At 37.4% G+C, this 13,379-nt stretch carries 14 protein-coding genes; 6 read left to right on the top strand and 8 right to left on the bottom strand.

Annotation, left to right across the window (positions count from 1 at the left end):
- Positions 1-48 precede the first annotated feature (48 nt).
- On the top strand, positions 49-1,017 hold the full coding sequence (locus tag IHV10_RS02195; protein ID WP_144702152.1) for a LacI family DNA-binding transcriptional regulator: 969 nt from the start codon (positions 49-51) through the stop codon (positions 1,015-1,017).
- A gap of 49 nt (positions 1,018-1,066) precedes the next feature.
- Here IHV10_RS02195 and IHV10_RS02200 read toward each other — a convergent pair whose 3' ends face one another.
- Entirely contained in the window at positions 1,067-1,843 is a 777-nt protein-coding gene (locus tag IHV10_RS02200) for a TerC family protein (protein WP_197127122.1), read from the bottom strand.
- A 367-nt stretch (positions 1,844-2,210) separates the two neighbouring features.
- On the opposite strand from IHV10_RS02200, the gene IHV10_RS02205 reads away from it, so the two are divergent.
- A complete protein-coding gene (locus tag IHV10_RS02205) occupies positions 2,211-2,774 on the top strand; it encodes a nucleotidyltransferase family protein (protein WP_231619397.1) in 564 nt (187 codons plus the stop codon).
- Between the two features lie 22 nt (positions 2,775-2,796).
- Here IHV10_RS02205 and IHV10_RS02210 read toward each other — a convergent pair whose 3' ends face one another.
- From IHV10_RS02210 to IHV10_RS02225, 4 genes are all read right to left on the bottom strand, one after another.
- Positions 2,797-3,387: a hypothetical protein gene (locus tag IHV10_RS02210; protein ID WP_197127123.1), complete on the bottom strand. Its 591-nt coding sequence runs from the start codon at positions 3,385-3,387 to the stop codon at positions 2,797-2,799.
- A gap of 17 nt (positions 3,388-3,404) precedes the next feature.
- Positions 3,405-3,869: a hypothetical protein gene (locus IHV10_RS02215; RefSeq protein WP_197127124.1), complete on the bottom strand. Its 465-nt coding sequence runs from the start codon at positions 3,867-3,869 to the stop codon at positions 3,405-3,407.
- Positions 3,870-3,871: 2 nt separating this feature from the next.
- Positions 3,872-4,261 carry a VOC family protein gene (locus IHV10_RS02220; RefSeq protein ID WP_197127125.1) on the bottom strand — a complete coding sequence of 130 codons (390 nt, stop codon included), beginning with the start codon at positions 4,259-4,261 and terminating at the stop codon, positions 3,872-3,874.
- A gap of 74 nt (positions 4,262-4,335) precedes the next feature.
- Complete coding sequence (locus IHV10_RS02225; RefSeq protein ID WP_197127126.1) at positions 4,336-5,145, bottom strand: phosphotransferase; 810 nt, start codon at positions 5,143-5,145, stop codon at positions 4,336-4,338.
- Positions 5,146-5,506: 361 nt separating this feature from the next.
- Between IHV10_RS02225 and IHV10_RS02230 the strand changes: the two genes are divergently transcribed.
- Positions 5,507-7,108 (top strand): MDR family MFS transporter, encoded by a 1,602-nt coding sequence (locus IHV10_RS02230; RefSeq protein WP_197127127.1) that lies wholly within the window; start codon positions 5,507-5,509, stop codon positions 7,106-7,108.
- A gap of 61 nt (positions 7,109-7,169) precedes the next feature.
- On the opposite strand, the gene IHV10_RS02235 is transcribed toward IHV10_RS02230, so the two are convergent.
- Positions 7,170-8,450 carry a serine dehydratase subunit alpha family protein gene (locus IHV10_RS02235; RefSeq protein WP_197127128.1) on the bottom strand — a complete coding sequence of 427 codons (1,281 nt, stop codon included), beginning with the start codon at positions 8,448-8,450 and terminating at the stop codon, positions 7,170-7,172.
- A 154-nt stretch (positions 8,451-8,604) separates the two neighbouring features.
- On the opposite strand from IHV10_RS02235, the gene IHV10_RS02240 reads away from it, so the two are divergent.
- Positions 8,605-9,612, top strand: a complete 1,008-nt coding sequence (locus IHV10_RS02240; RefSeq protein ID WP_197127129.1) for a phosphotransferase — start codon at positions 8,605-8,607, stop codon at positions 9,610-9,612.
- A gap of 32 nt (positions 9,613-9,644) precedes the next feature.
- Here the strand turns inward: IHV10_RS02240 and IHV10_RS02245 are convergent, their stop codons facing one another.
- Together IHV10_RS02245 and IHV10_RS02250 are read right to left on the bottom strand one after the other, a co-directional pair.
- Positions 9,645-10,256, bottom strand: coding sequence for a GNAT family N-acetyltransferase (locus tag IHV10_RS02245; RefSeq protein WP_197127130.1), 612 nt, complete (start codon positions 10,254-10,256; stop codon positions 9,645-9,647).
- A 209-nt stretch (positions 10,257-10,465) separates the two neighbouring features.
- On the bottom strand, positions 10,466-10,903 hold the full coding sequence (locus tag IHV10_RS02250; protein WP_197127131.1) for a hypothetical protein: 438 nt from the start codon (positions 10,901-10,903) through the stop codon (positions 10,466-10,468).
- Positions 10,904-10,997: 94 nt separating this feature from the next.
- Between IHV10_RS02250 and IHV10_RS02255 the strand changes: the two genes are divergently transcribed.
- Both IHV10_RS02255 and IHV10_RS02260 read left to right on the top strand, forming a co-directional pair.
- Positions 10,998-11,465, top strand: a complete 468-nt coding sequence (locus IHV10_RS02255) for a GNAT family N-acetyltransferase (RefSeq protein WP_197127132.1) — start codon at positions 10,998-11,000, stop codon at positions 11,463-11,465.
- Positions 11,466-11,553: 88 nt separating this feature from the next.
- A complete protein-coding gene (locus IHV10_RS02260; RefSeq protein WP_197127133.1) occupies positions 11,554-13,314 on the top strand; it encodes a methyl-accepting chemotaxis protein in 1,761 nt (586 codons plus the stop codon).
- Positions 13,315-13,379: the final 65 nt, after the last annotated feature.

The following is a 13,379-nucleotide window of genomic DNA, read 5'->3' on the forward strand; positions in this document are numbered from 1 at the left end:
TTATAATAAAGGAAACGTTTGCAACATGAGAGATAGGAGAGAAGTTCGTTGGTAAGTATTAAAGACATTGCAAAACAAGCAGGTGTTTCCATTTCCACGGTCTCCTATGCCTTGAACGGAAGTCCGAAAGTTACGAAGGAAACATCAGCACGAATTCTAGCGATCGCTAAAGAACTTAATTATATCCCAAGCGCAGCCGCTCGTTCCTTGAAAAAACGAGAAACAAAAATCATTGGAATCTATTTAACGAACTATAGTGGAGCTTTTTATGGACAGCTTCTGCAGGGAATGATGGAGACATTAAGCGAGAACGGCTATGAGCTTATCGTCTGTAGCGGAAAAGAGTCACATCGTTTTCTTCCCGAGCGCATGATTGATGGTGCGATCATTCTAGATGCCACATATGAAACGAAAGAATTGTTAAGTCATGCAGAACGAGGACATAAGCTGGTCGTGATGGATCGCAGAATGGATCATCCGAACATCTCTCAAGTACTGCTTGATAATAAAGCTGGGGCTACCCTCGCGATTGATTATCTGGCTGAAAAAGGTCATCGAAAGATCTGTGTTGTTAAAGGTCCAGATATCTCGTTTGATGCGAGGCAGCGGTTAGAAGCTGTACAAAAAGCGGTACAACGCTATTCGCATATCGAGTACATCGAAATCGATGGTGATTTTAACAAGCATTCAGGTGAAGAAGCAGGAAAGAAGATTCATCAAGACTTTACAGAACCTGTAGGTGTATTCTGTTTGAATGATGAGATGGCGATCGGTATGTATAATTATTTCAGCCGTACAAATCTCCGCATTGGTGAAGATGTTCATATTATCGGTTTTGATAATATTGAAGTGTCTCAATATATCCAACCGAGACTTGCGACGATCAATTATTCAAAGCATAAGTGGGGAGCATTAGCTTCTGAACTACTGCTGAATTTAATCCAAAAAAAGCAAAGTCCTGAGCATGAACGAATCAACGTTAGCCTGATTGAAGGAGATTCTGTTCGAAAACGATAAAGAAAAAAGAGGAGCTATTGTCAGCTCCTCTTTTTTTGAGTTATTCAGCTTATTCAGCTTGTGATTGTGGTGATTTTTCTTTTGAAAGGAACCAACCGCCCACAGCGATTAAGACCAATACAACATAAAAAGTGATTTTCCACTCTGGTGACTTTGCAAAACCTTCAGAAAGGATAGCTAGGTCTTTGTGTGCTAGCGTATAAACAGCTAATTTTACACCAACCCATCCTACGATCAGAAAGGCTGCAATTTCAAGGCCTGGCTTGGATTGTAAGAGCTTAACAAAAAAGTTGGCCGCAAATCGCATGATGATGAGTCCAATCAACCCTCCGGCAAAGATTACTAGGAATTTTCCGCCATCTAGGCCGCCTATGTTAGGAAGTCCTGAATCGGGAAGTGCCACTGCTAATGCTACAGCTGCTAGGATTGAATCGACTGCAAACGCGATGTCAGCTAATTCGACTTTCAATACTGTCGTCCAAAAACCAGATTTTTTCTTTGCTGCTTTAGACGTTTCAGTTGATTCATCTGCTTTTTTCACCAACACTTTTCTGAAAATATGGTTGAGGGCGATAAACAGAAGGTACACAGCTCCTATAGCTTGAACCTGCCACACGTTGACTAAGAACGAAATAGCAAATAGTGATGCGAAACGGAAGAAGAAAGCCCCGACTAAACCATAAAACAATGCTTTTTTTCGTTGCTCTTCTGGTAAGTGTTTTACCATGATGGCTAAGACCAGTGCATTATCTGCCGCTAATAAGCCTTCTAATGCGATTAGCACTAACAAGATCCAACCATATTCTAACAAGATAGATAGTTCCATTGTGGTTCCTCCTTTAAAATGATAGATGCATGAATGAAGCGAGAATGATTTACATGAAGCGACCTCCTGATAACAAATAAAAAAAGACCTCTACCAATAGCAGGCAAAGGTCTTACATAGAAAAAGACCCTTACCAACCGAACGGTAAAGGTCTTGCTAACAACGAAATGGTTGCCAATATAGCCGAGAGCACGAAGCTCCGAAATGACGACTATACTGTAAAAGCTACTCCCCTTTAGGAGTTATGAAGTTACTATTATCATATTATGCTCTCTTGGAAATTGTCAATTATTTTATGTCTGGAAAAATGTAGACACAACTAATTGTAGTATCTTTAACATATATACAGGAAAAGAGTGGATGAAAGTTGGACCAACATCAATACATAATAGACATGATAAAAAATGATGATTGGATGATGGAGATTTTACGTGCTGCCAAAACGTTAGCTTTACCAGATTGGTGGATATGTGCAGGGTTTGTTCGATCTAAAGTTTGGGATACACTTCATGACTTTCAAGAAAGAACGAGAATAGCAGATATTGATGTTGTTTATTTCTATCCTGAAGACCTCAAAAAAGAGAGTGAAAGAAAGTATGAGGAAATGCTTTTAGAACTCATTCCAGACTTGCCGTGGTCTGTAAAAAATGAAGCGAGAATGCATCTCGTCAATGATGATTTCGAACCGTACACGTCAACAGTAGATGCGATCTCCAAATTTCCTGAAACGGTAACAGCTCTAGGTGTTAAGCTAAATGAACAGGATGAAGTAATTCTTGCTGCTCCATGTGGAATTGAAGATGTTTTATGCATGGAGGTAAGACCAACGGATAGCTACAGAAGCACTGAAGATCGAAGAAAAAAATATATAGAGCGCGTGAAGAAAAAGAATTGGGAAGCTGTTTGGTACAAAGTTAGAGTGGTCGAATAGAGAAAAGCTTGAGCGCTAGTGCTCAAGCTTCTTTTTTTGACCTTAGATGTTCCTGATAGAAAGTAGAGAGCATCCGGAAATTTGAGATAAAATGAACATGCAGATTTCGTAGTTGCAAATCAATCATACTTCGTGGATGAAGACTCGAATGGTGTTTTAGTTCATCGATTTCTTTTTCAAGACTTAATGTTTGCGTTAATAGGCTGTGCAAATATTCCTTAGTACTTTCTGAATATTCCTCTTGAAACGCGAGATTGATGAGTGTTTCTTTTGCTTCCTTAACCTCAAACTCCATATCAGTTAAGGTTTTCTTGGTGATGGTTATTGAATCTTTGTTGACCAACCAAGGAAGTTCATACATTTGTAATAGATATTCAACATCATTCGTGGTTAAGTCTTTAATGAATTCATCTTTCCTTTGTTGTTTGAGACGAGTTTCATACTCCATTTTGAATGTTTTTAATTCCGATCTATAATCATCTACGAGTATTTGATCTCCACCATAACGAATGGATTTTTTTAGGCTGAGAGGTGAGAATGGAAATACCCAATTAATCAATAAGAGTAGGAGGGCAAATCCAAATAAGGTCCATCGGATTCTTTTTTTCTTCATCCCCGCGTTCCTCTCCCTTAAATAGTACTTTTACTTCTGTATCTTCTTGCGTCAGATGGCCCTGAAGGCTTTTTAGGCTCTTTCGGATCACGTTTTTTTCTTGGTCGGAATAAAGCATAACTTAAACAAAAACCAATCGAGCAAGTGATCCCATAACCAAACACAGCAAACGTATTCAGTCCTTCAAACTTAGCCCAATAGAAGAGAGTGAAACGGTATATCAAAAGAAAAACAATACTTAGTGCTACATATAAAAGAAGATGAAACCTAAATTTTAACCTCATTCTATCTTTAGAAGATTCAATAATAAATGCAATGGGCAATGTGCAAAAAAGAAAAAAGGGAAGTGCTGTAACAATCCCAAAGAATAGACCGAATAACACACCTTGTAGATCAAGCTTAAATGGATTCCCACCTGGAATAGCAAAAAAGAACAGTGCTCCACAAAGTACCGATATTACTGATGAAATGATGACTCTCATAACTATCTCCTAACTACCTGTCGAAGCTTTTCGTTCAAGGCTTCTGAATCTTTATATTCAAATAATCCTAAGCGGTTTCCCCAAGGATCGGAAAACGTAGCCCATTTAACAGGAACTTCGACACGTTCAAAAATTTCAAACTCTTCAATATGTAAAACATCCATTAATCGTTTTCGCTCAGCATGGAGATCAACAACACCTAAACGAAGAGGTCCATTTCCAACAGTGGGTGTTCCCTCAGCAACTTGCAGCCAGCAGTTAGGAAGCAGTTCCCATTCAGCAAACCCATCATGTGGAGTGAAATCAGGTGCACGGTTCAACAGAGTTTCATAATATTTTTGACCATCTTTCATGTTCGATACACGAACTTGAACTGTCATTTCATATATCATATGTAATTCTCCTTTACTTCATTTGTTATCTACTAACAACGTTTTTAGTGAGGCAGAGGTTTCATAACGTTTAATTACTTATTCATACCTTTATTCCTCTTAATAATTGATAACAATAACTTTTTCTCGAAATCAGGAAGATTTTCACTTAATCGTGCTGCCGCTATCGGAATCATCCAACTCTCTAACGTTTTTAAGGAGAACTGGTAATGTCTAGTATAACTTTTTCTATAATACATAGCTAAAAGTTTTCGTACATATAAAGTAGTTCTAAAATTTAGAAAAGATGTGCGATCTTGCAATCCGCCGTAACGCAAGATAAGGAGGGTTCGAGCTAAGTCTGCCATACGGTTGCCACATGTAGCATCAACCCAGTCAATGATTACAGCATTATCCTTTGTGATTAAAATATTGTCAGGATGAAAATCACCGTGACACAGAGATTTGCCTTTAGGGAGTTTTTCTAACTCTTCAAGAATTCTTTTCTTTTGATCTTGAGTTAGTTCTTTTACTGAAGAAATCTTTTGTTTCAACACATCAAATTGTGTGGGAAGAGTAGGTAGTTCCTTTTCATGAACACTTGCTTGAAGAGTCGCCATCCTCCTCAAGTGATGAAGTGCTTTTCTAGGTTGAGATTCTAATAAACTCGTTAACGTGGTACCCTCGACCCTTTTATATATCAGCGCTCTTTTTCCAAAAATCGGTTTACTACACCTAACCTCAGGAACCGAAAGCCTTAACTGGTTGATCATTTTATTGACCTTATACTCATGCTCGATAAAATCATCAGATATGTGACCATGAAAAAGCTTAACAACTTCGTTAGGAGAAAAGATAATGACCCTAGCGGTACTACCCTCGCCTATTATTTGCTTGTGCTCCACGTAAGTTTAAACCCCTCTGCTTGATTATCTATATGGATAATTTTAACACAAATAGCAAGAATAAAAGTTTGAATTTTTCATTTGACTGACTGGTCATGACCCAAGTATACTAACTAATGGTAATCGTGACTAAGTGGTCATATGATAGATGTATAATGAGTAGTTATAACTCAGCGGTAGCATTTATATAATTGAAAGTGCAACTCATGACTAACAAAGAAGCCTTTGAAGTCGAACTACGGGCAATACTTAATCATGTGAAGGATATAGTTTGTGAACGAAATAGTGACCATATAAAACGAATTTTAAAGCCTGGACGGGGATAAACGCTTACGTCCAGCTTATAAGGAGAAAGATGAACATGGAGACAACGCAAAAGCCATTAAACACGAAATTGATATTGGCCGGTTTGATCATTGGTATGTTTTTTAGTGCCTTGGAACAAACGATTGTTGGTACCGCGATGCCAACGATTATTGCGGATCTAAACGGGTTTTCTATCTTTGCTTGGGTGACAACTGCCTATTTAATCACATCAACAACGGTTGTACTAATCGTAGGTAAACTTTCTGACCTTTACGGACGCAGGAAGCTATATTTATTAGGAAACTTTATTTTTATACTAGGATCTGCACTTTGTGGAACAGCAAATTCTATGGAAGAACTTATCATTTACCGTGGGATACAAGGAATTGGTGGAGGAATGATCATGCCTCTATCTCAAACGATTATCGGTGATATCTTTACAGCTGAACAGCGTGCAAAGTGGCAAGGTGTATTTGGTGCGATCTATGGATTGAGTTCTGTAATCGGTCCTTTTATCGGTGGACTTATGGTCGATCATATTAGCTGGCACTGGATTTTCTTGATCAATGTACCTTTTGGAATCATTTCTACAGCAATGATCGTAATCGGAATGAAGAATGAATCGATCAGAGCAGCGACAAGTAAAGTAAATATCGATTATTTTGGTATTTTTACACTGGTTCCAGCCGTTGTATTGCTTTTATTAGGACTTACGTTTGGCGGAGATAAATTTGAATGGGAGTCTACAACAAGCTATTTGTTGTTTGGTGGAGTCATTGTATTATTAGCATTATTTATCACGATTGAAAAACGTGCTGTAGAACCTATCTTAAATCTGTCACTCTTTAAGAATAGAGTGTTTGCAACAACAAATATTTTAGGATTCTTGCTTGGTTTAGGTATGTTTGGAGCTATCATGTTCGTTCCCATGTACATGCAAGGAATATTAGGTGTAAGTCCGACAAAAGCAGGATCAACGATGACGCCTATGATGATTGCGCTAATCACAGCAAGCATAATCGGTGGCCGCTTATTATTGAGACTTAAATTCAGAACAGTTCTAACATCTGGCATGGTGATCACAGCTGTTGGGTTCTTTTTAATGAGTACGATGGGTGTTGATTCTAATGAATTTACAGCATACGCTTATATGGTTATTCTCGGGTTTGGAATGGGTCTTGTTATGCCAACTTTAATGATTGCGGTGCAAAACGAGTTTCCAAAATCACAGCTCGGGGAGGTTACGTCTGCTTCTACATTCTTCCGTTCGATCGGAGGAACGATCGGGATCACGATCTTAAATGCAGTAATGAACCATTCACTCACAGATAAGATAAGTGAAGCAGCAAACGGTGCTTCGAACCCGATTCTTGGAAAAGCGCTTGAAGAGATCGGGAAGAAGACAGATGCGATGTTTGGTATCTTAATCAATCCTGATTTGTTGCCACTTCCGACTGATTTAAAAAAACCTGTCATTGAAACGATTAAAGACGTGTGGTCAACTTCATTCTCAAGCGTATTCTTAACGGGACTTATCTTTATCGGAATTGGAATTTTTGTTGCTTTATCGGTAGGGAACAGTCGTATAAAAAAAGAACCGATCGATCAAAACACGGATCATGAGGAAATTTCGTCAAACCAACCAGTAACTGAATAAACAACAAAGAGCTGATGTGATGATCAGCTCTTTTCAATTATATGCGCATTCATTTCTGAGCTTAACGTTGTTTATTCACCATCATATCCAGAAGTACAGAATCAGTCATACTTGATGTCTCAGCGCCTAATCTGCAGAAATTCTCAATCGTCTTTTCCACATCTTCTTCAATAAATCCGTTTGTCGAAGGAATACACAATCCGTTCGATGCTAATACCGCAGATTGAACAGCTGCACTTGAACATGTCGCCACTTTCATGGCACATCCGGCTTTCGCCCCGTCACAAACCATTCCACTTACGTTGCCTAGTGTATTCTGTATAGCAGCTTTCATTTTTTCTAAATTGTCATCAAGTAAGTAGGTGATAGCTGCAGATGCACTCGCACCTGCGACGGTCACACCGCAAAGTGCAGACAATCGGCCGAATTTTGATTTCATATGAATCGATAGAAGGTGGCTCAATGTCACGGCTCGTAACATCTTTTCTTCAGTTACACCTAGTTTTTCTGCAGCCGCAACAACAGGCATCGTAACCGCGATCCCTTGATTTCCGCTGCCCGAATTTGCCATTACCGGCATAGTCGAACCAGCCATTCGTGCGTCAGACCCTGCAGCAGATAACGCCATACTATACGTAGCTAAGTCATCTGAAAGAATACCCTTTTTTGTTTGGTCGTATAACGTTTTACCGACTCTTAAACCATAGTCATTTGAAAGGCCTTCTTTACAGATTGCAGAATTCAATTCGACACTTCGTTTAACAAGATCCAATCGATGAAGTGGAACTTCAGTAATGAACGTATAAAGGTCTTCGATCGTTAACTCAGGATTATCAGCTTTTTTAGAACTTGAGGACGAACCTGGCCGCGATTCATCTACTAACACTTTTCCGTTTTGAGAGATAAAGCTTATGTTCGTATGGTCACCAGAGATCACAACAGTCGCTTTCTCTGTTGCGGTTTTCACTTCGACTTTAATATATAATTTTTCAGGACCGTCTGCAGTTGCAACTGAAACAATGCCTCTCTGGACTAAATCAATAGCTTTATCTTCCTCATTACGCGTAACACCTTCAAGTACTTGAAGTCCTTTCGACGGATCTCCTGCAATCATACCGAGAGCCGCTGTAAAATCGATACCTGTATGATTCATGCCGGGAATCCCTACAGATAAAGCGTTCTTGATAACATTTCCGCTCGCTTTGACAGAGATTGATGTTACCGGTTCACTAATATATTTTTTGGCAGTAGCTGATGCGAGAGCGATTGCAACAGGTTCTGTGCACCCAAGTGCAACAACGAGTTCTTTTTCAAGAAGTCTACATATGTTTTCGTTAATCATGAAATCCACCTCATTCATTCCGCTATAATCTCTTTCTTTACAATAACTGGTGTGAGAGGTAAAAAGAAAGAGGTAAATCTTATAAATTACAAAGTAAACGCTTAAAATAATAATTTTGAAGGGTCATAAAAATGATTAAAGGAGAAAATTTTAATTGAAAACAATTTTAACAAAGATTTTACTAAAATATTTTAATGGAATTAATGGGATATCCATAGAAGAAGAACTGCACAAAACGAGTTGGCACAAAGATCTTCATTACAAAGTTAGGATCAATGGCAGGTTGTTTGCTGCTCGTTTTCTTCCGAATGATCGTTCACCCAACCAGGAATTTGGTGAGCTTACTAATGATGTTTTATTAGAACAATTAAATTTTTGTCTATTCCTTAATAAGCACGAAATACCATTTATGAAGTTACGAACAACAATAGAAGGAGAATTGTTCACGACTGTTGAGATTGAGCATATCATATATCGATTTGTCCTTTTTGAATGGATTGAGGGTCATCATATAACAAGTTATGTTGGTACAAGTGCAGAAAAATTCGGACGAGCTGCTTGGGAATTTCACGAGAAAGCTAGTCAGTACACATCAGATATTTTTAGTAAGACGTCTCATACCGTTGGCTATACATCATTTTATGACCAACTCAATAAAAAAATATTAAACGTTGAATTGTCGATACAACATTCTCATCAAATGAAATACTATTTAGAGATGTGTAAATTTCATTTGGAGAACGCAAGCACTAGAAAATTGGATTTTATTGTTCAATCAGATTTAAATCCCCTTAATGTGCTTTGGGATGCCGAAGAAAGAATTAAAGGATTTGTTGATTTTGAGTCTATTGGATATACCGATCGAATCGAGGGATTAGCATGGTTAATTAAGTGGTACTCGAGAACGAATGGCATCCATTCTCGAAAGATGTCTTCAGAGGTAGCAGCAGCATTTCTGAAAGGGTATCAAATAGATAGAGATATTCTACGATCTGAAAAAGTAAGATTATCTTCATTATTGTGGCTATCGGGCTGTTTAAATTGGAATTTTGTAAAAAGAACGATACAGATTTTAAAAAATCAGCCTGAACTTCTCAATGACCACCTTACATGGTATAGAGAAAGAGGTGATTCACTTACTGACTTACTACATTTTGTTTGAAAGAAAACGATTTCTATTAAAGAAGTTTGATTTTACTGTTTAGGAATATATCGATTTTCCCTCTCAATAAAACCTTGTTTTACTGTTTTCCAATCTTCTTTTGTAATGGAATACAAAACGGCATTGCGAATATAGCCATTTGAGAGAATGCGTTCATTCCTAATAAGTCCCTCTTTCACAGCACCTAATCGTTCAATCGCTTTTTGTGAGCGCTCATTTCGCTCGTCAGTTTTAAATTGCACACGAATAAAATCTAAAGTTTCAAAGCAGAACGTTAGAAGCAGTTGCTTACATGAAGCGTTTACGAATGTACGCTGATAATCTTTTCCGTACCAAGTGGAGCCTAACTCACACGAACGTTGAGTAGGATTTATTTCGTAAAGACGAGTAGTACCTACAATTTTCTCGTTTCTCTTGTTCACAATAGCAAATGGTAGAGCTAAACCTTCTTCACGATGTTGTATCGCATTATTGACCCAGTCATCCATTTCCTGTTGTGTGTTGATTGTAGTTAACATATAAGCCCAATTTTCAGAGTGATTAATTTGAAATAGTGGTAAAGAGTGTTCCAATTCTAAAGGAATTAGCTTAATATCGTTACTTTCTAAAGTAGGTGGATTTGTAAATAAAGTCTGGTTCTTCATTTTTATCTCTCCTAAAAAACTGATACATATATATGTTAATATTTAGTTATTTCATACAAAGAGGTGACTATTATTTATGGAGTTTTTTATTTTTATAATATTAATCGTATTTTTGTTCGACGCTGCAAAAATCCGTAAGCAAAATGAAACCGTTATTTTACAGAATGAAAAAATGATTGCTCTGCTAGAAGAGATAAAGAATAAATAATTTACTCTTCTTTATAAAGGTTAAAAAATTGATAATGATCTTTACCAGTAATCTTTAATACGAGTTTTTTATTTTCTTTTAGACGATGAACTTCCCCATCAAAAGTTAAGCTTATTTGGTTTGGAAACTGATTTATTGAAAAGGTATATTTGCCAATCTCTGTTTGTTTTTTTTCTTGACTATAAGCTGAACTAAGCGTGAACGTTAGTTCTTTCGGCAGATTGTTTTTATCGTCAATATGTGTGAGCTTAAGTGAATTTGTTTTATCTACAGAGAACCTTGCTCGCCAGTAGTCATTTTCTCCAGAATAAATGATTGCGTCATTTTTGGATGTTGGTCCCTTGGTACTTGAAGTTGGAGCTGAATCTTTAAAGAAGATCGTTAAAACAGAAACAAATCCTATTAATAAAACAGCAGCTAAAATCAGCTTCTTTTTCATCCTCCACCGTTCCTCTCATCCACTACATAACAGTGTATTCTTTATTTAATAGTGAATTCCTTGTTTCAATCATTTCAAGAACGGAGGCCGATTCGTGAAAATTAGAATGTATGAGAGTAAGGATTTTCAGGTTGCAATGGAGTACTGTTTACCACCAGAACAATCATTATTTACGTCTATGCCTGACGAGGTACTGAAAACGTTTCAAAGTGATATCTTCAATCAGCCTTTTGTTATTTATTTTGATCAACAACTTGTAGGTTGGTTTGCTTTATACACAGATCAGTCAGGTAATATTTATACGAATAATAAGCAGGCCATTTTATTAAAATCATTTTCAATCGATGTCAGATTTCAGAAAAGAGGATTTGGGCTCGATTCTCTGATACTACTACCGAATATTGTGAAACAGCAGTACAAAGATAAGAATGAAATTATATTAACCGTTCATGAAACGAACGATGCCGCAATATCTCTTTACAGAAAAGCGGGATTCATCCATGAAGGTGAAAACTATAATGGGGAATATGGCATAGAAATGATTTTTCGTATGGGTATTTAGACCTTTACAAACTCTTAACCAAACCTTTACACCACTCCTTAGTAAATATTGTAATAATTTCTATACATAGACAAAAGGGGTGGCAAGTTTGAAGAAGGTTTTTCAACAAATGCGTTCAAAGATTAAGAGTGTAAAGATTTCTGAACAACTGAAACGAATTACATCACAGAAATTAAAGCTTCATTTACAGACAAAGCTATTATTGATGATGCTATCGTTATTTATCTTAACCATTTCGATCGTAGGTCTTTTTAGTTATAACAAGGCATCTGAAACTACTAAAACAATTATTGAAAATCGTTTAGAACGTGAAACAGAAACTACATATGACATTGCAAAGAATCTTAAATTTAGTTTTATAAGAGATGAAGAAATGTTTAATCAGCGTGTGGCTGAAAGTATCAATTCACAATATGTGGGCCTTCAACAAGATGATATGAAAGCAACTATTTTCTTACTACAAAATGGTACGGTGATTCCGTATAAGACAAGCGGTAAAAAGCCAGTTGCTTTATCCTCAGGTGGTATGAAGAATATCAGTGAGCTAGAAAACGGTGTTCTTCACACGTATATCCAGGATAAGCCTTACACACTAGCAATGAAACAGATCCAAGAGCTGAATGGAATCTATGTGATAGCTGTGGAAACAGAAAGTTACATGCAACCCGTTTATGAACTCAGAAACTTTATAACTGTTGCTGTAATCATTAGTATTCTTTTAACTGCATTAGTAATTATCTTCGTTATCAGAAGCATTACTTCGCCATTATTGGCGCTCAACCAAGTTATGAAACGTGTTCAAAAAGGCGATTTTAAACATAATGTGGATTATCGTTCTAGACATATTGAGATTCAGAGACTCATTGATAGCTTTAACCAGATGATGTTGTTTATTAGAAATATACATGATCAGATCCAACAAATTTCAGGGGAACTAACTGCTCAAGGTAATAAACTTGAACTAACATACAGTGAGGCCAACCAATATAACGAACAACTTGTAAGAAAGATAGAGAATGTGATGACAGGGGCAAAAGAAACGGCGATAAGCTCAGAGCACAGTGTGCGACTATTCACAGATATGCAAGAAAAAGTGAGTGAGTTGAACAAAACGGTGATGACTGTAATGGATGAATTTTTATCTATGAATCATAATGCTGTTGCAGGTCAAGAAAAAGTAGAGAAGTTAGTTGGTGAGATTCATGATAACCATGACCGTTTCTTCCAACTAAACAAGATTATTGATGAGATGGGTACATACTCGAGTCACTCTCAAAATGTCATCTCTACGATTAAAGAGATTTCGGAACAAACAAAACTGCTAGCATTAAACGCTCGAATTGAAGCGGCACGAGCAGGAGAAGCAGGAAGAGGTTTTGCAGTAGTTGCTGATGAGGTAGGAAAATTAGCAGACCAATCGAGTAAAGCAGCGGCAGATATCATTGCGACAGTAAACCAAATGAACCAAACAGCTTTACAGGCGATTCAGGAGTCACGCCTTCTTGGAGAAGCGAATCTCTCACATGTGCAGAAAGTGAAGGATACGACTGGATTCATTCAATATTTAATGAATTCAGTGGTAGACAACAATGAACGAATGGGTGAAATGAGTGTTGCTCTTCAAGAGTTAAAAGTGACGTTGCCTGAAATTGAAACGGCAGCTATTCAATTTTCAAGCATTTCTCAAGAAACTCTAGCAAGTTCAGAAGAGATGTCTGTAACTTCCGTAAAACAGAATGAAAAGATTAAACAGGCGTATCTTGTTGGAGCGACGTTATCGAGCCTGTCCCATCAATTAACTCAGGAAAGTCAGTATAAGCGTGTGAGTGAAGGAAAAGAAACAGCATAAATGAGGAAAGTGACGGGTGGTCCGTCACTTTTTTCAGTTGGTTTAATGTCGAGAAGTAGACTTGT

It is taken from the genome of Fictibacillus sp. 5RED26 (assembly GCF_015903895.1).
In the GTDB taxonomy this organism is placed as follows: Bacteria; Bacillota; Bacilli; order Bacillales; family Fictibacillaceae; genus Fictibacillus; species Fictibacillus phosphorivorans.

Bases quoted from the DNA above. Each gene is read 5' to 3' on its own strand.
- IHV10_RS02200 (WP_197127122.1), bottom strand. From the start codon at position 1,843: ATGGAACTATCTATCTTGTTAGAATATGGTTGGATCTTGTTAGTGCTA.
- IHV10_RS02210 (WP_197127123.1), bottom strand. From the start codon at position 3,387: ATGAAGAAAAAAAGAATCCGATGGACCTTATTTGGATTTGCCCTCCTA.
- IHV10_RS02215 (WP_197127124.1), bottom strand. From the start codon at position 3,869: ATGAGAGTCATCATTTCATCAGTAATATCGGTACTTTGTGGAGCACTG.
- IHV10_RS02220 (WP_197127125.1), bottom strand. From the start codon at position 4,261: ATGATATATGAAATGACAGTTCAAGTTCGTGTATCGAACATGAAAGAT.
- IHV10_RS02230 (WP_197127127.1), top strand. From the start codon at position 5,507: ATGGAGACAACGCAAAAGCCATTAAACACGAAATTGATATTGGCCGGT.
- IHV10_RS02235 (WP_197127128.1), bottom strand. From the start codon at position 8,450: ATGATTAACGAAAACATATGTAGACTTCTTGAAAAAGAACTCGTTGTT.
- IHV10_RS02245 (WP_197127130.1), bottom strand. From the start codon at position 10,256: ATGAAGAACCAGACTTTATTTACAAATCCACCTACTTTAGAAAGTAAC.
- IHV10_RS02250 (WP_197127131.1), bottom strand. From the start codon at position 10,903: ATGAAAAAGAAGCTGATTTTAGCTGCTGTTTTATTAATAGGATTTGTT.